Annotated in this window: 19 protein-coding genes and 2 tRNA genes; 10 read left to right on the top strand and 11 right to left on the bottom strand. The window is 63.9% G+C overall.

What is annotated here, in order from left to right:
• Nucleotides 1-58: 58 nt before the first annotated feature.
• Complete coding sequence (locus RQP55_RS03505) at nucleotides 59-1,225, top strand: N-acetyltransferase (RefSeq protein WP_315608800.1); 1,167 nt, start codon at nucleotides 59-61, stop codon at nucleotides 1,223-1,225.
• Here the strand turns inward: RQP55_RS03505 and RQP55_RS03500 are convergent.
• Entirely contained in the window at nucleotides 1,222-2,484 is a 1,263-nt protein-coding gene (locus RQP55_RS03500; protein WP_315608799.1) for a dicarboxylate/amino acid:cation symporter, read from the bottom strand. The two genes, RQP55_RS03505 and RQP55_RS03500, sit on opposite strands and share 4 nt — an antisense overlap.
• A 96-nt stretch (nucleotides 2,485-2,580) precedes the next feature.
• On the opposite strand from RQP55_RS03500, the gene glmM reads away from it, so the two are divergent.
• From glmM to thiD, 3 genes are read left to right on the top strand one after another with little or no spacing between them, the layout of a single operon-like run.
• Nucleotides 2,581-3,924, top strand: coding sequence for a phosphoglucosamine mutase (glmM, locus tag RQP55_RS03495; protein ID WP_315608798.1), 1,344 nt, complete (start codon nucleotides 2,581-2,583; stop codon nucleotides 3,922-3,924).
• Nucleotides 3,917-4,141, top strand: a complete 225-nt coding sequence (locus RQP55_RS03490) for a DUF1272 domain-containing protein (RefSeq protein ID WP_315608797.1) — start codon at nucleotides 3,917-3,919, stop codon at nucleotides 4,139-4,141. Before glmM ends, RQP55_RS03490 begins: the two co-directional genes overlap by 8 nt.
• Nucleotides 4,138-4,893, top strand: a complete 756-nt coding sequence (thiD, locus tag RQP55_RS03485) for a bifunctional hydroxymethylpyrimidine kinase/phosphomethylpyrimidine kinase (RefSeq protein ID WP_315608796.1) — start codon at nucleotides 4,138-4,140, stop codon at nucleotides 4,891-4,893. The genes RQP55_RS03490 and thiD overlap by 4 nt, the downstream gene beginning before the upstream one ends.
• Here thiD and RQP55_RS03480 read toward each other — a convergent pair.
• Both RQP55_RS03480 and RQP55_RS03475 read right to left on the bottom strand, forming a co-directional pair.
• A complete protein-coding gene (locus tag RQP55_RS03480) occupies nucleotides 4,878-5,750 on the bottom strand; it encodes a TIGR00730 family Rossman fold protein (protein WP_315608795.1) in 873 nt (290 codons plus the stop codon). The two genes, thiD and RQP55_RS03480, sit on opposite strands and share 16 nt — an antisense overlap.
• A 100-nt stretch (nucleotides 5,751-5,850) precedes the next feature.
• Nucleotides 5,851-5,924 (bottom strand) — tRNA-Gln (locus RQP55_RS03475).
• 154 nt (nucleotides 5,925-6,078) lie between these two features.
• On the opposite strand from RQP55_RS03475, the gene RQP55_RS03470 reads away from it, so the two are divergent.
• Together RQP55_RS03470 and RQP55_RS03465 are read left to right on the top strand one after the other, a co-directional pair.
• Nucleotides 6,079-7,266, top strand: a complete 1,188-nt coding sequence (locus tag RQP55_RS03470) for a Ppx/GppA phosphatase family protein (RefSeq protein ID WP_315608794.1) — start codon at nucleotides 6,079-6,081, stop codon at nucleotides 7,264-7,266.
• A complete protein-coding gene (locus RQP55_RS03465) occupies nucleotides 7,263-7,922 on the top strand; it encodes an RlmE family RNA methyltransferase (protein WP_315608793.1) in 660 nt (219 codons plus the stop codon). Before RQP55_RS03470 ends, RQP55_RS03465 begins: the two co-directional genes overlap by 4 nt.
• Before the next feature lie 57 nt (nucleotides 7,923-7,979).
• Here RQP55_RS03465 and RQP55_RS03460 read toward each other — a convergent pair whose 3' ends face one another.
• The gene (locus RQP55_RS03460; RefSeq protein WP_315608792.1) at nucleotides 7,980-8,594 is read right to left on the bottom strand and encodes a cytochrome c family protein; all 615 of its coding nucleotides are present in this window, start codon (nucleotides 8,592-8,594) and stop codon (nucleotides 7,980-7,982) included.
• Between the two features lie 155 nt (nucleotides 8,595-8,749).
• Between RQP55_RS03460 and RQP55_RS03455 the strand changes: the two genes are divergently transcribed.
• Complete coding sequence (locus tag RQP55_RS03455) at nucleotides 8,750-10,315, top strand: acyl-CoA carboxylase subunit beta (protein WP_315608791.1); 1,566 nt, start codon at nucleotides 8,750-8,752, stop codon at nucleotides 10,313-10,315.
• On the opposite strand, the gene RQP55_RS03450 is transcribed toward RQP55_RS03455, so the two are convergent.
• A complete protein-coding gene (locus RQP55_RS03450; RefSeq protein WP_315608790.1) occupies nucleotides 10,300-11,769 on the bottom strand; it encodes a glycerol-3-phosphate dehydrogenase in 1,470 nt (489 codons plus the stop codon). The genes RQP55_RS03455 and RQP55_RS03450 overlap by 16 nt on opposite strands.
• 1 nt (nucleotide 11,770) lies before the next feature.
• Nucleotides 11,771-13,039, bottom strand: a complete 1,269-nt coding sequence (locus RQP55_RS03445; protein WP_410000257.1) for a multidrug effflux MFS transporter — start codon at nucleotides 13,037-13,039, stop codon at nucleotides 11,771-11,773.
• A gap of 66 nt (nucleotides 13,040-13,105) precedes the next feature.
• Between RQP55_RS03445 and dinB the strand changes: the two genes are divergently transcribed.
• Nucleotides 13,106-14,236: a DNA polymerase IV gene (gene dinB / locus RQP55_RS03440; protein ID WP_315608788.1), complete on the top strand. Its 1,131-nt coding sequence runs from the start codon at nucleotides 13,106-13,108 to the stop codon at nucleotides 14,234-14,236.
• On the opposite strand, the gene RQP55_RS03435 is transcribed toward dinB, so the two are convergent.
• The 4 genes from RQP55_RS03435 to RQP55_RS03420 all read right to left on the bottom strand — a co-directional run bounded on the left by RQP55_RS03435 (nucleotide 14,214) and on the right by RQP55_RS03420 (nucleotide 16,064).
• Complete coding sequence (locus tag RQP55_RS03435; protein WP_315608787.1) at nucleotides 14,214-14,690, bottom strand: NUDIX domain-containing protein; 477 nt, start codon at nucleotides 14,688-14,690, stop codon at nucleotides 14,214-14,216. The two genes, dinB and RQP55_RS03435, sit on opposite strands and share 23 nt — an antisense overlap.
• The gene (locus tag RQP55_RS03430; RefSeq protein ID WP_315608786.1) at nucleotides 14,678-15,298 is read right to left on the bottom strand and encodes a 6-phosphogluconolactonase; all 621 of its coding nucleotides are present in this window, start codon (nucleotides 15,296-15,298) and stop codon (nucleotides 14,678-14,680) included. The genes RQP55_RS03435 and RQP55_RS03430 overlap by 13 nt, the downstream gene beginning before the upstream one ends.
• Before the next feature lie 68 nt (nucleotides 15,299-15,366).
• Complete coding sequence (locus RQP55_RS03425; protein WP_315608785.1) at nucleotides 15,367-15,924, bottom strand: hypothetical protein; 558 nt, start codon at nucleotides 15,922-15,924, stop codon at nucleotides 15,367-15,369.
• A gap of 65 nt (nucleotides 15,925-15,989) precedes the next feature.
• Nucleotides 15,990-16,064 (bottom strand) — tRNA-Gly (locus RQP55_RS03420).
• 192 nt (nucleotides 16,065-16,256) lie between these two features.
• Between RQP55_RS03420 and RQP55_RS03415 the strand changes: the two genes are divergently transcribed.
• Both RQP55_RS03415 and RQP55_RS03410 read left to right on the top strand, forming a co-directional pair.
• On the top strand, nucleotides 16,257-17,153 hold the full coding sequence (locus RQP55_RS03415) for a tetratricopeptide repeat protein (RefSeq protein ID WP_315609001.1): 897 nt from the start codon (nucleotides 16,257-16,259) through the stop codon (nucleotides 17,151-17,153).
• Nucleotides 17,154-17,157: 4 nt separating this feature from the next.
• The gene (locus RQP55_RS03410; RefSeq protein ID WP_315608784.1) at nucleotides 17,158-17,763 is read left to right on the top strand and encodes an LON peptidase substrate-binding domain-containing protein; all 606 of its coding nucleotides are present in this window, start codon (nucleotides 17,158-17,160) and stop codon (nucleotides 17,761-17,763) included.
• A 6-nt stretch (nucleotides 17,764-17,769) separates the two neighbouring features.
• Here RQP55_RS03410 and RQP55_RS03405 read toward each other — a convergent pair whose 3' ends face one another.
• Nucleotides 17,770-18,390: a MarC family protein gene (locus RQP55_RS03405; protein WP_315608783.1), complete on the bottom strand. Its 621-nt coding sequence runs from the start codon at nucleotides 18,388-18,390 to the stop codon at nucleotides 17,770-17,772.
• Nucleotides 18,391-18,393: the final 3 nt, after the last annotated feature.

Genomic DNA, 18,393 nt, shown 5'->3' with positions numbered 1-18,393 from the left:
GCTTCACCAGCCTAGCGGGGCATAGGTGAGGTTCATGCGATAGAACAAAGGCAAGATAGTGGCCCAGTCGGAAATTGTGATCACAGAAGTTAACGACAAGGCCGGGCGCGAGGATTTCGTCGATATTCTCTATCGCCTGAATGCCGCCGATCCCAATTTCGTGCCCCAGCTGCGCTCGGAGGAAATTGAGCGTTACACACCCGGCGGCAATCCCTATTTCGAACATGCACGCTGCCAGCTGTTCCTCGCCAAGCGCGGTGAGATTGTTGTTGGCCGGATTGCGGCACACATCGATGAATTGGCGCTGGCCCAGCCGTCCGATCAGGGCATGGGCCCCGGAACCGGAATGTGGGGCGCACTGCAGGCCGAGGACGCGGAAATCGCCGCCGCCTTGATCAACCAAGCCGAACTATGGCTGCGCGCTCAGGGCATGGTCCGGGTCCTGGCACCGATGACCCTTTCGGTCTGGGAAGAGCCTGGCCTGCTGGTGAAAGGCTTTGATCACCCGCCCACGATCATGATGGGCCACAATCCGCCGCATCACCGCGGCTGGATCGAAGGGGCCGGTTACCAGGGCATCAAGACGCTGGCGACCTATGACCTTGACATCACCCAGTCCTATCCGCCGCTGATCCAGCGGATCGTCCAGTCAGGCGAGAAGAATGAACGGATCCGGATTCGCGATGTAGATTTGAAGAACTTTGATCGCGAAGTGGAAATCATCTGTGCGATCCTGAACGATGCCTGGTCGGACAATTGGGGTTTCGTCCCCTTCACGCCGAGCGAGATCGCCTATACCGCCAAGAAAATGAAGCCGCTGGTCAAGCCGGACCTCGTGCGGATCGCCGAATACGACGGCGAGGCCGTGGCCTTCATGATCACCCTACCCGATGCCAACCAGATCCAGCTGAAGGCGGTCGGCCGCGACGGCAGGCCATCTTTGCTCGGCTGGATCAAGCTTGGCTGGTGGATGCTCCGGCCGAGGCCGGCTGATATGCGCGTGCCGCTGATGGGGGTGGTCAAGCGCCTGCAATCAAGCCGCATGGCCAGCCAGCTGGCCTTCATGATGATCGAGACGATCCGCCAAGCTTCAGTCCATCACTACCGCGGAAGGCGCGGCGAGATTGGCTGGATTCTGGATGACAACCAGGGGATGAACGCCATCGCCCAAGCGATCGATGCCCGGGTCAACAAGGAATACCTGATCTTCGAAAAAAGCCTTTAGGAGGCCGGCGCTCCGCTGCGCTTGTCTACCGCAGCCGTCACGGCAACGTCCGCAGTGACGTTGCCCAGCGTGCGCATGATATCTGGTAGCATTTCGACTGCGACCAGTAGCGCAAGCGGTTCAATTGGCACGCCCATAGCCATCGCGATCGGCCCGACCGAGACCACGAAGCTGAGCGTGCCCGGAAGTGAAACCGAGCTGAGCGAAACCAAAAAGGCCACCAGTACCCCGGCCCCCAAAGCCCAGACCGAAAGCGGCGTACCCGTGAGGTAGGCGGCATAGATCGCCACCCCCATATTCATCGCCGGGCTGGTCCCGCGAAAGATCGCAACCGCCAGCGGCAAGACAAAATCGGCAGTCGCTTCGCGCACGCCCAGTTTGCGCGAGGCACCCAGCATGGCCGGCAAGCTGGCCAGTGAAGATTGGGTGGAAATTGCCACTGCATAGACCGGCAGCATGGATCGGATGAAGCCACCGGGTTTGCAGCGGCCGAGGGTCAGCGCAATACCAACCGAGGCCAGCAACACGACCAACCCGGCTGCGCTGACGATCAGGATATAGTGCGCCAGCCCCCCGATCGCGTCCGAACCGGTCTTGGCACCCAGCGATACGGCCAGGCCAAGCACCCCGATCGGAGCGAGCATCAACACCCAACCTACGATCACCATCATGGCCATGGCCAGCCCTTCGAAAAAGGTCAGCAGCGCACGGCGGGGCGCTTCGGCAATTCGCGTGCAGGCCAGGGCAAACAATGCAGCGAAGATCACCACCGGCAGCATCGCTCCATTGGCTGCAGCGGAGAAGATATTGCTTGGAACCATCGCCTCGAGAATCTCGGCAAAGCCGGGTACCTTGCCGGGGTCCGCTGTCCCGCCACCGCTTAGCGCAGCCATCGCCGCCGCCGGGATTGGGAACAGTTCGATCAGCAGGGGCACCAGCAGGGCCGATGCGGTACCGGCAGCCAGCAGCACGCCCACAAACATCAGCACGGCCCGCCGCGCCAGCGCACCGCCCCCAGCAGCGGCAAGGGTCTGGGAGATGCCGGTCACCACCAGTCCGATCACCAGCGGCAGGATCGTCAACTGCAGCATCTTCAGCCACAGGCTACCGAGTTCCTCGGCAACGCCTTGGATCGGCGCGAAACCTGGCTGGCCCCGAAAAGCCGTGCCGATCACAAAGCCCAGCAGCAGCGCCAGGAAGGTCAGCAGCGCAGGCACCCGGATTTCCGGGAAACCGCTCGATCCGGACTGTTGCTGCATTATGGGCTCCCCTGGTTTCCGTTTTTGCGCGCGTGACATTAGCGTGCTGGCGCGACATAGCAATTTGACAGGACCTAGCCTGCTACAGGGTAAGTGATGGGACGCAACTATTTCGGTACGGACGGGATCCGCGGGCACACCAATGCCGGCGTGATGACTGCGGCAACGGCAATGAAAGTCGGCCAGGCCGCCGGCACCCGCTTCCTGCGCGGCAGCCACAAGCACCGGGTGGTGATCGGCAAAGACACGCGGCTTTCCGGCTATATGCTGGAAAACGCGCTGGTCGCCGGTTTCACCAGTGTCGGTATGGACGTGATCCTGCTTGGCCCGATGCCGACCCCGGCTGTTGCCCTGCTGACCCGCGAACTGCGCGCCGATGTTGGCGTGATGATCTCTGCCAGCCACAATCCTTACGAGGACAACGGCATCAAGCTGTTCGGGCCCGATGGGTTCAAGCTTTCTGATGCGGACGAAGCCGCGATTGAGGCCATGCTGGCCGAAGATCTGCCCCTGGCCCCTGCCCCCCAGATTGGTCGGGCCCGCCGGATTGAAGATGCCCGCGGCCGCTATATCCACGCAGTAAAAGCCTCGCTGCCCGATGATGTCCGCCTGGATGGACTGAAGATCGTGGTCGATTGCGCCAATGGCGCGGCCTATCAAGTTGCGCCTTCGGCTATCTGGGAACTCGGCGCTGAAGTGGTTGCCGTTGGTGTCACGCCCAATGGCACAAACATCAATGACAAGTGCGGTTCTACCCACCTTGACCTTATCAAGGAAAGCGTGGTCGCGAGCGGCGCCGACATTGGCATTGCGCTGGATGGCGATGCCGACCGGTTGATCGTCGTCGATGAAAAGGGCCAAACAGTCGATGGCGATCAGATCATGGCCCTGATTGGCAGCCAACTGGCGGCACGCGGTCAGCTGCGGGGCGGCGGCATTGTGGCCACTGTCATGTCGAACCTGGGACTGGAGCGGTTTCTCGATAGCAAGGGCTTGAACCTGGTGCGCGCCAAGGTTGGCGACCGCTATGTGCTCGAAGCAATGCGCGCCGGTGGCTATAATGTCGGCGGCGAGCAATCGGGCCACATGATCATGCTCGATCATGCCACGACCGGAGACGGCACGATTGCAGCGCTCCAAGTCCTCGCCGCCCTCGTCAAGAGCGGGCAGCGCGCGAGCGAACTGATGCACCTGTTCGATCCGGTGCCGCAATTGCTCAAGAATGTGCGCTTTGCTGGCGGCAAGCCGCTCGACGATGCCCGCGTCAGGGCCGTAATTGCCGAGGCCGAAGCCCAACTCTCCGGCCGGGGGCGCCTGGTGATCCGCCCGTCCGGCACCGAACCGGTGATCCGCGTCATGGCCGAAGGAGACGATGCCGGCGAAGTCGACCAGGTCGTCGATGCGATTTGTGCGGCCGTGCAGGAGGCTGCCCGTGCTTGAGATGCGCCCCGACTGCGAGAAGTGCGGAACGGACTTGCCAGCCGAACTGCCCGGCGCCTTCATCTGCAGCTTCGAATGCACTTTTTGCACCGAATGCGCCGATAGCCTCGATGAACGCTGCCCCAACTGCGGCGGTGAACTGATGGACCGCCCGACCCGAGCAAAGACACTTCACACCAAGCATCCGCCCAGCACCGAACGGAAGTTCAAAGGGTGACCCCTCCACGCATTCTGTCGATTGCCGGCTCGGATTCGTCTGGTGGCGCCGGGATCCAGGCTGACATCAAGACGATCACCGTGCTTGGAGGCTATGCCATGACTGCAATTACTGCGGTTACGGCGCAAAATACGCTTGGCGTCACTATGGTAGAGGCACTTTCCCCTGCGATGGTGGTGGCGCAGATCGATGCCTGCGTCAGCGATATTGGCGTTGATGCCGTGAAGATTGGAATGCTGGGCTCGCCCGAGATCGCCGCCGTGGTGGCCGAGCGACTGGAGCGGCTGAGCGCGCCCATCGTTTTCGATCCGGTGATGATCGCCACCAGCGGCTCCGTCCTGGCCGACCCTGCAACGATCGCCGGGTTCGAGCGGCTGATGCGGATCGCCACCCTGACCACACCAAACGTGCCCGAGTTGCAGGCTCTCGGCGGACCAACCGGCATGGCCTCGCGCGGCGTGGCCTATCTTGCCAAAGGTGGTGATGCCGATGGACCGGTGGTGGAAGACGTGCTGGTCATGCCAGGCGCAGAACCACTGGCCTGGTCAGCCCCGCGGATCATGACCCGCCACACCCACGGCACCGGCTGCACGCTGTCGAGCGCCATTGCTACCGGCCTGGGTGCAGGACTGGATCTTGTGACGGCAATCGAACAGGGCCGTGCCTTCGTTCGCGCTGCGCTTGGCGCTGCCCCCGGTTTCGGTGCCGGCAGCGGCCCACTCGGTCATCAGGCCGTTCAGTCGAGTTCGTAGAACTCCGCGATCTTGGCCCAGGCTTCTTCGGCTGTTTCCACCCACTGGAAGAGCTTGAGATCCTCATGATTGATCACGCCTTCCTCGGCCAGGGCCTGGAAGTTGATGACCTTGTTCCAGAACTCTGCGCCGAACAGCAGGATCGGGATCGGCTTCATCTTGCCGGTCTGGATTAGTGTCAGGAGCTCCATGAATTCGTCAAGCGTGCCAAACCCGCCAGGGAAAACCGCGACCGCACGCGCGCGCAGCAGGAAGTGCATCTTGCGCAGGGCAAAGTAGTGGAACTGGAAGGCCAGTTCGGGGGTGACATACTGGTTGGGGGCTTGCTCGTGCGGCAAGACGATGTTGAGGCCGATCGTTTCAGCGCCGACATCCACCGCACCGCGATTGGCCGCCTCCATGATCGACGGCCCGCCACCAGAGCAGACCACGAACTGGCGCATGCCCTTTTCAACGATCCCGCATTCGCCGGCGATCCGGCCCAGCTTGCGCGCTTCGTCGTAATACTTCGATTTGGCGACCAGCCGTTCAACAACTGCCTTTCGTTCAGGCGTGGTTGCAGTTTTCAAAGCCGCCTCGGCCTCTTCGGGCGCGGGGATGCGGGCCGAACCATAGCAGACCAGCGTCGAGCCGATCCCCGCTTCATCAAGCATCATCTCGCACTTCAGCAGTTCCAGCTGGAAGCGGACCGGGCGCAGTTCCTCGCGCAGCAGGAAATCGGTGTCGCGGAAGGCCAGCTTATAGGCAGGACTGCGAGTCTGCGGCGTTGCCGCCAGGTGCGATTCGACGAAAGAGGCTTCCTGTTCAGCTTTGTAGAAGCGGCGGCGGCTGAGTCGCTTGTCGGTCGGTTCTGTCATAATGCCTTTGTCCTTTGCAGCGAGGCATTTGCCAACCCCCAAAACAGCTCGGCCCGCCGCTCGATTGTAGAGCACGGGCCGTCTGGTTCAGCGAAAGTATTGGATGCCCGACAAGGATTCGAACCTTGATTGACGGAGTCAGAGTCCGCTCTCTTACCATTAGAGGATCGGGCAACGAGGGCGGTCCTCTAGGCGGACGATGCGCTCGCGTCAAGCCGCTGCACTTGCCCTTGCGGTCGCCTGCCGCTAGCATGGCTTCAGGTACCCGCCGCTCAGGCGGGATAATGATAAGAGTGTGATTGTTATGGCGGAAAAGTTTCCGCCGGCCATGCGCGAGGAGGCAGGACAGGGGTTCGAACCCGGACAGGACCAGCGCAACGCGCCCAGCCCTGCCGATACCGCGCCCACCAAGCCATCCCGCCGGTCGGACGGCCGACCCGGACGAATCGACCCGCAAGGCGGCGGGCGCGATCCGGCACTTTACCAACGGCAGAGCTTTGCCGCGATTGACCTTGGCACCAACAACTGCCGTCTATTGATAGCCCGCCCGCAGGGGGAGAACTTCGTCGTGGTCGATGCCTTCAGCCGCGTTGTCCGGCTGGGCGAAGGGCTGGCCGGCTCTGGCCGGCTCAGCGATGCGGCGATGGACCGCGCCCTGGGGGCGCTGCAAGTCTGCGCCGAAAAACTCAAGCGCCGCCGCGTCCACTTGGCCCGCTCGGTAGCGACCGAGGCTTGTCGTCGTGCAGAGAACGGTCCCGAATTCATCGAACGCGTCCGCCGGGAGACCGGGATTGCGCTCGATATCATCAGCGCCAAAGAAGAAGCGCGGCTGGCCGTCCTGGGCTGTCACATCCTGCTTGAACAGGGCGATGGGCCCGCCATCATCTTTGATATAGGCGGCGGTTCGACCGAACTGGTCCTGGTCGAACAGAACGGTGCGCCGCTGCCCCGGATTGTCGACTGGATGAGCGTGCCGTGGGGCGTGGTCTCGCTGACCGAAACCTGCGGAGCCGAGCCGCTCGATGCCGATGGTCGCGCTGCGCGCTATGCCGACATGCGCCGCCGTGTGCGCGAGAGCCTGGCCCCATTCACCGCGCGACTTCAACCAACTCTGGAACAGCGCGACCCTGACCGTCCACTGCGGCTGCTTGGCACCAGCGGTACAGTCACAACCTTGGCCAGCCTGCACCTTGAACTGCCGCAGTACGATCGCCGCGCTGTCGACGGCCTGATCGTTCCAGCCGCTGCGATGCGCGGAATTTCCGAGCGGCTATCGGCCATGCCAATCCCGTCGCGGCGCGAACTGGCCTGCATCGGCCGGGAACGGGCTGATCTGGTCGTGGCTGGCTGCGCCATTCTGGAAACGATCCTCGACCTCTGGCCGGCTGATCGGCTAGGCGTGGCAGATCGCGGCATTCGGGAAGGCATTCTGCGCAGCCTGATGGCTTCCGAGGGCATGGCCGAGCGCACCCGTTCCGCCATGCGCCGCAGCAAACGTGAAGGACTATCGCGATGAGCCGTTCAGGCCGCCCCGCCGGTGAACGGCTCAAGACTGGCAAGGGCAGGACCGCCAGCTCGACCCGCTGGCTGACCCGCCAGCTTAACGATCCTTACGTCAAGGCGGCCAAGGAAGCCGGCTGGCGCAGCCGCGCGGCCTTCAAGCTGATCGAGCTCGACGAGAAATATGCCCTGCTCAAGGCGGCCAAGCGCGTGGTCGACCTGGGCGTGGCGCCGGGCGGCTGGAGCCAGGTGGTGCGCAAGCATGCCCCAAAGGCAGCCGTGGTTGGCATCGACCTGCTGCCAACCGAGCCGCTGGAAGGCGTAACCCTGTTCCAGATGGACTTCATGGATGATGCCGCGCCCGGCCTGCTGATCGAAGCCCTGGGCGGCGCGCCCGACCTGGTGATTTCGGACATGGCCGCCAATACGGTTGGCCACAAGGCGACCGACCACCTCAGGACGATGGGCCTGGTCGAGACGGCGGCACACTTCGCGATCGAGAACCTCGCGCCTGGCGGTGCCTTCGTGGCCAAGGTGCTGGCCGGCGGGACCGACACCGAACTGCTGGCCCTGCTCAAACGTCATTTCACGACGGTAAAGCACGCCAAACCCCCGGCGAGCCGCAAGGACTCGTCGGAATGGTACGTCATCGCGCAGGGTTTCAAGGAATAGAAAAAGGGCGGCAGGTCTTGCGACCGCCGCCCTCTTCCAGCCAGGCTAACTGGCGGATTACTTCTTGGCGGGTTCCGCAGCCGGAGCAGCAGCGGCGCCTTCCGCCGGAGCAGCAGCCGCATCGGCAGCCGGAGCAGCCGGAGCAGCCGGCAGCGGCAGGTTCGAACCCTGGGTGTTCAGGTAGACCAGCAGGTTGGCACGCTCAGCCGCATCGCCGATTCCCGCGAAGCTCATCTTGGTGCCAGCGGCAAAGGCCTTGGGGTTCTTGAGCCAGGCGTCCATCGTCGCCCAATCCCACTTGCCGCCGTGCGACTTCAGCGCATCCGAGAAGGCGAACCCGCCGCGGCCTACTGCCACTGCTTCGCCGAGAACCGCATGGAGATTCGGGCCAATGCCATTGGCGCCACCAGCATTGATCGTGTGGCACGATGCGCACTTCTTGAAAGTGGCTTCGCCCTTGGCGGCATCGGCGCTGGCAAGCAGGGTTTCCAGCGGCACGGCAGCAGCGCCGCCTTCGCCTTCCTGCACAACGCCTTCGATCTCATAGCCCATCTTTTCAGGGCGGTTTTCCTTGGTCGCGCGGAAGTAGTGGCTGCTCACCGAAGCGAGACCAAGCGCAACAACGCCCGAAAACAGCGTCCAACCGGCGATGGTGTTGAAACGGTCGTCCATCAATCGTGCCCCGTGGGAAATGTAGGTAGAAGGTTTGCGCGTCGCTCTAGTGTCGGGCGGGGGCAAGCGCAAGGGGCATTGCAGCGCCCGGCCACAAGCCTTAGCGATGGGACGCAAATAAGGCCCGTTAAGCGGCCGAGGAGAGGCACAACCTGATGAGCTGGGCCAAGGAACTGGAAGAGCTGCGCGCCCGCGAGGCGCTGGCCGAACAAATGGGCGGGCCGGACAAGGTTGCGCGGCAGCATGGCCGCGGCAAGATGGACGCCCGGGCGCGGTTGGCGGCACTGGTTGATCCCGGCTCGTTCCGAGAGATCGGCAAGATCGCCGGCAAGGGAGCCTATGATGCCGGTGGCAATCTGACCGGCGTGCTGCCCGCCCCGTTCCTGTTCGGCAAGGCCACGATCAATGGCCGCCCGGTCGTTGCCACGGCCGATGATTTCACCATCCGCGGCGGCGCGGCGGATGCCGGGATCGGCCGCAAGATGGAGCAGGCCGAAAAAATGGCTCGCGAGCTTAAGTTGCCGATCATCCGGATGATCGACGGCACCGGCGGCGGCGGCTCGGTCAAAACGCTGGAGATGATCGGCGCAACCTATATCCCCGCGGTCCACATGTGGGGCGAGGTGGTGAAAAATCTTGATGCCGTGCCCGTGGTCGCGCTGGCACTGGGGCCGACTGCAGGCCTGGGTGCAGCACGGATCGCTGCCAGCCACTATTCGGTGATGGTCCGCGGGCTCAGCCAGATATTCGCTGCCGGTCCGGCCGTAGTCGATGCCATGGGCACAGCCTGGAAAGATGAAGGTTCCGCCAACCACGAACAGGCCAAGGAGGCACTGGGCGGCAGTTCGATCCACACCCGCAATGGCGTGGTCGACGATGAAGTCACCAGTGAAGCTGAAGCCTTTGCCCGGGCGCGCCATTTCCTGTCCTTCATGCCCGAATATGTCGGCCAGCCGGCACGGCGCCTGGAGAGCGGCGATCCGCCCGCGCGGCGCGAGGAAGCGCTGCTCAGCCTCGTCCCGCGCGGGGATAAGGAAGTCTATTCGATGCGGCGGGCGATGGACCTGATGTTCGATAAGGGCACCGTGTTCGAGATCGGCCGGATGTGGGGACGCGCCGCGATCACCGCGCTGGCACGGCTTGATGGCTGGCCGGTCATGGTGCTGGCCAGCGATCCCAGCTTCCTGGGCGGATCGTGGGATGCCAAGACCAGCGAAAAAGTCGAACGCTTCGTCAAGCTGGCTGACCAGTTCCGCCTGCCAATCGTCCACCTGGTCGATAACCCAGGCTTCATGATCGGGCGGGAGGCAGAGATCGCCGGAACGATCCGTTATGGCGTCCAGGCGATGAACGCGATCTACAAGGCGACCGTGCCGCTGGCCTCGATCGTCATGCGCCGCGCCTATGGCATTGCCGGGAGCGCAATGTCGAACGCCGATACCTACCAGTATCGCTATTGCTGGCCTTCGGGCGACTGGGGATCGCTGCCGATCGCAGGTGGGCTTGAAGTGGCCTATAAAAGCGAGATCGAGGCCGCCGCGGATCCGGCAGCGGAACTCGAAGCGATCCGGGCACGGCTGGCCAAGGTCACTTCACCCTTCCGCAGCGCCGAACGCTTCAATGTCGAGGATATCATCGACCCGCGCGATACCCGCCCCTTGTTGTGCGAATTCGCGGAGCTGGCCTGGCGGCGGTTGGCTGCGGATCAAGAGCGGAGATAGTCCGCCAGTTCCTTTTGCTCAGCCGCGCTCAGCCGCAATCCCAGCTTGGTCCGGCGCCAGAGGATGTCCTCGGCACTCTCCGCCCATTCCTCGCTGCGAAGGAAATCGACTTCGGCGGCGGTAAGCCCGGCGCCGAAGCTCTTGCCCAGCGCCTGCCAGCCTTCTGCGCCGTTCAGCCACCGCTCGGCGCGGGTGCCATAGGCGCGGGCGATACGGTCAACCGTGCCGGCATCGAGGAAGGGGTAGCGGGCAGCTAGAGTGGCCTTAAGCGCATCAAGCCCATCCAGTGGAAAATCACCGCCGGGTAGCGGCTTGCTGCGGGTCCAGGCCTTGCCCGACAGCGCCGGAACGCGCCCGGCCATCATATCGACCGCTTCCTCGGCAAGGTGGCGATAGGTGGTGATCTTACCGCCATAAACGCTGAGCAAAGGGGCGCCTGCATCCTTGTCGGACAGGTCGAGGCGGTAACCGCGGGTTGCCGCCTCAGGCTTGCCTGATCCATCATCGACCAGCGGCCGCACGCCCGAATAGGTCCAGATGACATCCGCCGGGGTGATCGCGGTCTTGAAGTAGCCGTTCGTCCCTTCGCAGAGATAGGCAATCTCTTCGGCACTGGCGACGATCGGTTCGCCAGCCGTGTGATCCCGGTCGGTGGTGCCGATCAGGGTGAAGTCGCGCTCATAGGGAATGGCGAAGAAGATCCGTCCGTCCGCCAACTGGAAGAAATAGGCATAGGGATGGTCAAACAGCTTGCGCACCACGATGTGCGAGCCGCGCACCAGCCGCATGCCGTATTCGGGCGTCTCCCCAACCAGGCCATCAACCTGCAGCACGGCCGGGCCGGCTGCATTGATCAGTGCCCGGGCGGTAAACTTGCCCGCCGGGGTTTCAAGCTCCCAGCCGCCATCAATCCGATGCGCTGCCGTAAGCGGGGTGCGCGGGCAGACTTGTGCCCCGTGGGCTGCGGCATCAAGCGCGTTGAGCACGACCAGCCGGGCATCGTCCACCCAGCCATCCGAATACTCAAACGCGGGGCCGAACTCCGCCTTTAGCGGCGCACCGGCGGGGTGGCGATGCAGATCGATCGAGCGCGTTGCCGGCAAGTGCTTTCGTCCGCCGATATGGTCATAGAGAAACAGACCCAGTCGCAGCAGCCAGCGCGGGCGCAGGCCCCGCACGTGCGGCAGGACGAAACGCAGCGGATGGATGATGTGGGGAGCAATGCCCCACAGCGCCTCGCGCTCGGTCAGCGCCTCGCGAACAAGGGCGAATTCATAATGCTCGAGATAGCGTAAGCCACCATGGACCAGCTTGGTCGAGGCAGAGGAGGTGCCCTGTGCAAGGTCGCCTGCCTCAAGCAGCAACACCTTTGCTCCGCGCCCGGCGGCATCGCGGGCGATCCCTGTGCCGTTCACCCCGCCGCCGATTACCGCTACATCAAACTGCATTGTCATCCTATCGCACATCTGGGTTCGGGACAGGTCGCACCGCCCCCGGCGGGGTAAGGCGCCGGAACAGCCGGCCTTCCTCGCTATAGAGTACCAGGCAAAGCGCCGCCATGCCGCCCGCCAGCAAGGACCAGGCCAGTGGCCGGGCTGTGCCGTCGTAAGCTTGGCCAATCAAGGCGCCCAGGCTGGCTGCAAGCGCCATCCGCACAAACATCTGGAACGAACTGGCCGCGCCGGCAATGCGGGCGAAAGGCTGCAACGCGATCGAGCCAAAATTTGCGCCAAGAAAGCCCATCAGACACATGTTGAGGCCCATTACGAGCACAAATGACCATAAGGTCTGTTGCGCCTGATGCGACAGCCAGACCTGGAGCGCGCTGACGAGGATAAAGACCAGTAGTGCCGTGTGTGAAACCCGGCGCGCGCCAAACCGTTCGACGATGCGCGCGTTAGAGAAATTGGCAACGGCCATGCCGCCCGCCATGAGCGCAAAGATCAGCGGAAAGCTTGAACCGGCACCGAAGTGTTCGGCCACCAATTGCTGGGCAGAATTGATATAGCCGAACAGGCCCGCAACCAGCAGCGATGCCCCGATGACATAACCCATCGCGGCGCGGTTGCTTGCTGCCATCAGCATGTTCCGTGCGATCGCACGCGGCGCGATGGATTGGCGGTTATCTGGATCCAGCGTCTCGGGCAGGCGGATCCAGGCCCACAGCCAAACCGCCAGTCCCAGCAAGGCCATCCCGCCGAAGATCCAGCGCCAGCTCGCCACAGCCAGCACGGCCTGGCCAAAGCTGGGCGCGGCCATCGGCACGATCATGAAGATCACAGCCACGGTCGATTGCGCCCGGGCCATCCGATCCCCGGAGAATCGATCGCGAATAATCGCATTGGGCAGCACCGACAGACCCGCGCTGGTTACCGCCTGGAGCGCCCGCAGCACCAACATGGTGGTGAAGTCAGACACGAGCGCGCAGGCCAGTGAGAGCGCGACATAGGCTGCCAGGCTTACAAACAGGACAGGGCGGCGTCCGAAACGATCCGCCAAAGCTCCCGGAAACAGGGCCCCTATGCCGGCGGCAATAAGATAGACCCCTACGATCAATTGCCGCTGGTTCGGATCGCGCACGCCGAGGTCCTCGGCCATGATACCCAGCGCCGGCAGCATGGAATCGATACACAAGGCCTGCAGCGCCATGATCATAGCCATCAGCGCGACAAATTCGCGCTCACCCAGGCGTGCGCCGGGGGCTGGAGGATTCACGGCAGGCATGGCAGTGCCATTGGCCTGTTCCGCCTGCGCTGGCCAGACTGAATTCGCATGGGTAAGGCACAGAGCATGGCCGATCCCGTCGACGAGACTGATCCTGACGATGCGCCTGGACTTGGGCTGCGCAAGATCATCCATGTCGACATGGATGCCTTTTACGCCAGTGTCGAACAGCGCGACGACCCTTCTCTCCGCGGCAAACCTGTCGCCGTGGGCGGCGACGGACCGCGCGGAGTGCTTACCACCTGCTCCTACGAAGCCCGCAAATTCGGCTGCCGATCAGCCATGCCGTCGATCACGGCCAAGCGGCTGTGTCCGCAGCTGATCTTCGTACGGCCCCGCTTTCCGGTCTATACGGCTGTCTCGCATCAGATCCGCGACATCTTCTGCGACTATACCCCGCTGGTTGAGCCGCTCTCGCTCGATGAGGCCTATCTGGACGTCACTGCCGATGTGAAAGGCATCGGCTCAGCCACCCGCATCGCCGAGCTGATCCGCGAGCGGATCAAGGCCGAAACCGGCCTGACCGCCAGCGCCGGGGTGTCCTACAACAAGTTTATCGCCAAGCTGGCGAGCGACCAGAACAAGCCCGACGGGATCTGCGTGGTCCGGCCCGGCGAAGGCGCGGCCTTCATTGCCGCCATGCCAATCCGGCGTTTCCACGGGATCGGCCCGCGCGGCGCCGAGAAGATGGAGCAGCTGGGGATCGAAACCGGGGCCGACCTTGCCGCCAAGGACATTCATTTTCTGCGCGAACATTTCGGCAGCCAGGCGGAACATCTCTATCGCGCCGCTCGGGGGATCGACCTGCGCCAGGTCAAGGCCGACCGAGCGCGCAAGTCGGTGGGGGCAGAACGCACCTTTGATCATGACATATCCTCCGGCGCGGCCCTGCGGGAACAACTGGAGCGGATTGTCGGCCTGTGCTGGGACCGGATCGAGCGCAGCAAGGCCCAGGGCCGGACCGTGACGCTGAAGCTGAAGCTCAAGGACTTCACCGGGCTGACGCGGGCCCGCTCGCTGACGCAGCCAGTGCAGGACAGGAACCAGTTTGCCGAAATCGGCCATGCGCTGCTGGAAGAACTTCTGCCCCTGCCCCAACCGGTCCGGCTGATGGGCCTGACCCTGTCGCAATTGGTCGAAGACGAGCCGGAAAACCCGGCCCCGGCCCGGTCAGTCAGCCAGCTTTCGCTGTTCTGACCCATTCCGCAAGGTGCCGCTGCAATTGCTGCGCCAGGTTGTCTGGCAAGTCATCCAGCGCAAAAAATTGCGCCGCCACAATCTCTCGCCCGTCGCCATGTGGCACGCCGCGGGCGCGGCCGGTGATGATGTGGACGCGGTTCGTGGTGCCGGCCAGCGGCTCTTCAATCACTGCAATCTCACGCGGGTCTTCCAGCGCGCAGGCGGTTTCCTCGGCCAGTTCGCGCAAGGCGGCCTGCAAGGGTGCTTCACCTTTGGCGATCCCGCCCCCGGGCAGCAGCCAGCGCCCGCTGCCATAGGAATGCCGCACCAGCAGCACGCGCCCTTCACCATCAAAGGCCAGCACCCGGCAACCCAGCAGCAGCGGCTTCCTGATCCGCCACCAGACCAGCCGCACCCGGTGCGCCTGGATCAGCAGCACCCGGTGCAGCGGCCTGGGAATCAGGCGAAGCATGTTACCGGCTGGTGCGCGACCTTAAGCAAGCGGGCGACCGGCAAGTCGTGTTCACCGCGCAAGGCCGCCTGGAACAGTGCAACCTTGTCTGCTCCCCGGATCACGAAGATCACCTGATCCGAATCGAGCAGGGCGGGAATGGTCAGGCTGAGTCGGTCAAACGGTGCTTCGGGCGGCAACGGATCGGGCGTTAATCGCCGCAGGGTGAGCGGATCGTCTGCTTGGGGATCGGTATTGGGGAACAGGCTGGCGATATGCCCATCGCCGCCCATGCCCAACCAGGCGACCGCGAAGTGCGGCGGCTTCGCCTCCTCTGTCAGGGCAATAACCTGTGCTCCCGCCGGCTCCAGCAGCGCGCGGATCCGGCCGACATTGCTGGCAGGATGGTCCTCGGGAACGATTCGGTCATCACCGGGCCAAACCGCAATCCGGCTCCAGTCGAGCGACCGCTGGGCCAGTTCGGCCAGGATCGGGAACGGTGTCGAGCCGCCCGGCACGGTAATCGCGATAGTGCCGTCGGTGGCGGCGAGCGTGGCGGAGAGGTGTTCGAACAGCCAGTCGGCGATCTGGCCATCCGTGGCGGCGGGGACAATGTGCGGCGAAGTCATGGTTTCGCGCATAGCATCGCCAGTTTTCCGGGCGAGCGATAATTCACCGGTTACGGTTTGCCGCCGCCTTAACGCGCGCCGATCACACTGGTCGCAATGCCCAGGGCGATCAGCAGCAAGACGATACCCAGGCCCCGACGCGCCGCTGCCAGCCAGGACTCGTGCGCCATCCCGGGATTTGCCCAGCCCGTGGCAACAACCACAGCGGCCCCGACTGCGCCACCCAGTGCCGTCGGCCAGGGGGCACTGGTCAGCGCGGTGAGGGCAAAGATCAGAAATCGGGCAGCATCGCTCAACTGCGCGGCAAAGATAACAATCGCAAAGGCGCCAAGCGAATGGGTGGGTTCAGCAGGCGCAGCCCGGCGCTTTAGTACCAGCAGCTCCAGCGCGGCCATTCCCAGCGCCAGGGCGACCAGGAAGCGGCGGGCGTTGCTGCCGAGCAAATCGGCAACCTGCGCGCCGCCCCAGGCGGCCAGCGTGGCGGCGACGCAGCCGCTGCCGATGGCAACCAGCAACAGCCCCGGCCGCGCGCCCTGGCGCTGCGACAGCTGCGCAACCAGCACCTGATCCCGCGCACCGATCCCGGCCAGCAGGGTGGCAATCAAGGCAAAGAGCAATCCGGCCATGGCGCGACCATAGCAAGCTGCAGCCCGAAGGCCATGCTTGATCAACGCTTTGAGAGAGAAGGTTCTGGAGCGGGCGAAGGGATTCGAACCCTCGACCCCAACCTTGGCAAGGTTGTGCTCTACCCCTGAGCTACGCCCGCTCTGAACGTCCAAAGCCCGCTTGCCGGTTCGGCAGGGGCCGGGGAGAGGCGCGCGGTTAGCATCGGCCTTCTCCCTTGCCAAGGAGAAAATGCGCAGAATGTGAAACAGGCGCTTTGTGACTTCACAAATGGCCCCGAAAGCCCACATTGGGGGCCAATCAAAAATCCAGTTGGAGTTGTCCCTTGGCAAGCATTGGCCTGAGCCTCGACGAACAGAAGGCGGTCGACCGGTTCCGCAAGGACGTGGTCGAACCGTCGATGAGCAGTCTCGTCATCCTCGATTTCTGGGCCGAATGGTGCGGGCCGTGCAAGGCGCTGACCCCGGTGCTGGAGAAGGTTGCGGCCGAATATGCCGACAAGGGCGTGATCCTGGCCAAGGTCAACGTGGATGAGGAACAGTTCATTGCCGGGCAGTTCCAGGTCCGCTCGATCCCCACGGTCTATGCCATGTTTCAGGGCCAGCCGGTGGCCGACCTTACCAACGCCCGCAGCGAATCGCAGCTGAAGGGCATCCTTGACCAATTGCTGGCGAAGCTGCCGGTCCAGCCGGGCGGCGCTGCGCCGGCCCAGGACATCAGCCCACTGCTGGCAATGGGTGAGGACGCCCTGACTAGCGGCGATGCGGAACGCGCCGCCAGCATCTTTATGCAGATCACCGAACTGGCGCCCGACAGTGCTGCTGCCCAGGGTGGCCTGCTGCGCGCCTTAGTTGCCGCCGGACACCTTGCCGAGGCAGAGGCCGTGCTGGCCGAACTGCCCGAAGCGCTTGCCAAGGACACGGATATTGCCCGTGCCCGCGCCGCGCTTGACCTGGCCAAGGACCGCCCCGCGGATAACGAACTCGCCGCGCTGCACAGTGCGGCAACGCCGGATAATCCGGAAGGCCAGCTGGCCTATGCCACGGCTGCCTTTGCTGCCGGGGAACGCGATAGCGCGGCAGAGACTTTACTCGCCATGATCGCCGCTGACCGCGAATGGAACGAAGGAGCTGCCAGGGCCAAGCTGTTGCAGATCTTTGAGGCTGTCGGTCTGGAAGACCCGTGGGTTGCCGCAACGCGCCGCAAACTCTCGCTCGTTCTGTTCGGCTGAGGCGATGCGCCTGTCGATCTTTCCGCTGACCGGCGCCCTGCTTTACCCGGGGCTACAATTGCCGCTGCACATTTTCGAGCCGCGCTACCGGGCGATGGTGACCGACGCGTTGGCCCGTGATCGCCGGATCGGCATGATCCAGCCGCAGCGGCCCGAGGATGGCGCGCCGCTGTTCACCGTTGGCTGCGTGGGCAAGATCGCCGATGTTGAGGCCCTGGAAGACGGCTGCTTCAATTTGGTGCTGCAGGGCGAGTCACGCTTTCGCCTGCTGCGCGAGCTGGAGGTGATCACCCCGTTCCGCCAGATCGAAGCCGAACTGCTGGAAGATCCGCCGCACCAGGCGCTGTCATCGGTCGAACGCGCAGGCTTCGAGCGTGAGGCCCGGCGCTTTGCCGAGGCGCAGGGTTACCGGGTTGACTGGGATGCCGTAACCACGCTGGATGATAGCTCGCTGATCGACGGCGTGAGCCAGATCGCGCCATTCGACGTGGCGGCCAAACAGGCCTTGCTGGAGGCTCCGAACCTGGCCGCGCGCTGCGAACTGCTGGTCCAGCTGATGCAGTTCTTCGGCCGCCGCGATAGCGATGAAGGGCGGGTTACCCTGCAATAGGCCTGGTCAGGCCAGCGTAGCCCGCAACCCGTCGATCACATATTGCGCCGCCAGGGCGGCCAGCAGCACGCCCAGCAGGCGGGTGATGACCGCTTCGACCCGCGAACCGAGCAGCTTCATCAGCGGCCCGGCAGCAACCAGTGCCAGCAGGGTCAGCACCATGACGGCTCCCAAGGCGCCCAGCACGACCAGCGTTTCCTGCGTGCCCTTGGCGCGCGCGGTGAGCAGCATGACCGTGGCGATCGAGCCGGGTCCGGCGATCATCGGCATAGCCATCGGGAAGACTGAGACATCCTCGATCTCGGGCGTGGCCTTGACCTTTTCGGCACGCTCTTCACGCCGCTGGGTGCGCTTTTCGAACACCATGTCGAGCGCGATCAGGAACAGCATGATCCCCCCGGCGATCCGGAAGGAATCCAGCTCGATATGCAGGGCTCCCAGCAGATCCTCGCCGAATACGGCAAAGACCAGCAGAATGATCGTGGCGATAAAGCAGGCTCGCAGCGCCATGGTCCGCGCCTGGAGGTGACTGGCTCCGGCGGTGAGGCCGGCATAGATCGGCGCGCAGCCGGGCGGGTCAATCACCACGAACAGGGCAATGAAAGCAGATAGGAACAGTTCAAGCATGGT

The organism is Novosphingobium sp. APW14 (genome assembly GCF_032337075.1).
In the GTDB taxonomy this organism is placed as follows: domain Bacteria; phylum Pseudomonadota; class Alphaproteobacteria; order Sphingomonadales; family Sphingomonadaceae; genus Novosphingobium.
This window is presented reverse-complemented; position numbering and strand designations above follow the sequence as displayed.

What these genes read in the sequence shown, in the direction of transcription:
- glmM (WP_315608798.1), top strand. Translation starts at nt 2,581, where the DNA reads ATGGGACGCAACTATTTCGGTACGGACGGGATCCGCGGGCACACCAAT.
- RQP55_RS03470 (WP_315608794.1), top strand. Translation starts at nt 6,079, where the DNA reads ATGCGCGAGGAGGCAGGACAGGGGTTCGAACCCGGACAGGACCAGCGC.
- RQP55_RS03480 (WP_315608795.1), bottom strand. Translation starts at nt 5,750, where the DNA reads ATGACAGAACCGACCGACAAGCGACTCAGCCGCCGCCGCTTCTACAAA.
- RQP55_RS03435 (WP_315608787.1), bottom strand. Translation starts at nt 14,690, where the DNA reads ATGCTTCGCCTGATTCCCAGGCCGCTGCACCGGGTGCTGCTGATCCAG.
- RQP55_RS03460 (WP_315608792.1), bottom strand. Translation starts at nt 8,594, where the DNA reads ATGGACGACCGTTTCAACACCATCGCCGGTTGGACGCTGTTTTCGGGC.
- RQP55_RS03430 (WP_315608786.1), bottom strand. Translation starts at nt 15,298, where the DNA reads ATGACTTCGCCGCACATTGTCCCCGCCGCCACGGATGGCCAGATCGCC.
- RQP55_RS03450 (WP_315608790.1), bottom strand. Translation starts at nt 11,769, where the DNA reads ATGACAATGCAGTTTGATGTAGCGGTAATCGGCGGCGGGGTGAACGGC.
- RQP55_RS03425 (WP_315608785.1), bottom strand. Translation starts at nt 15,924, where the DNA reads ATGGCCGGATTGCTCTTTGCCTTGATTGCCACCCTGCTGGCCGGGATC.
- RQP55_RS03455 (WP_315608791.1), top strand. Translation starts at nt 8,750, where the DNA reads ATGAGCTGGGCCAAGGAACTGGAAGAGCTGCGCGCCCGCGAGGCGCTG.
- RQP55_RS03405 (WP_315608783.1), bottom strand. Translation starts at nt 18,390, where the DNA reads ATGCTTGAACTGTTCCTATCTGCTTTCATTGCCCTGTTCGTGGTGATT.
- RQP55_RS03500 (WP_315608799.1), bottom strand. Translation starts at nt 2,484, where the DNA reads ATGCAGCAACAGTCCGGATCGAGCGGTTTCCCGGAAATCCGGGTGCCT.
- dinB (WP_315608788.1), top strand. Translation starts at nt 13,106, where the DNA reads ATGGCCGATCCCGTCGACGAGACTGATCCTGACGATGCGCCTGGACTT.
- RQP55_RS03465 (WP_315608793.1), top strand. Translation starts at nt 7,263, where the DNA reads ATGAGCCGTTCAGGCCGCCCCGCCGGTGAACGGCTCAAGACTGGCAAG.
- RQP55_RS03445 (WP_410000257.1), bottom strand. Translation starts at nt 13,039, where the DNA reads ATGCCTGCCGTGAATCCTCCAGCCCCCGGCGCACGCCTGGGTGAGCGC.
- RQP55_RS03410 (WP_315608784.1), top strand. Translation starts at nt 17,158, where the DNA reads ATGCGCCTGTCGATCTTTCCGCTGACCGGCGCCCTGCTTTACCCGGGG.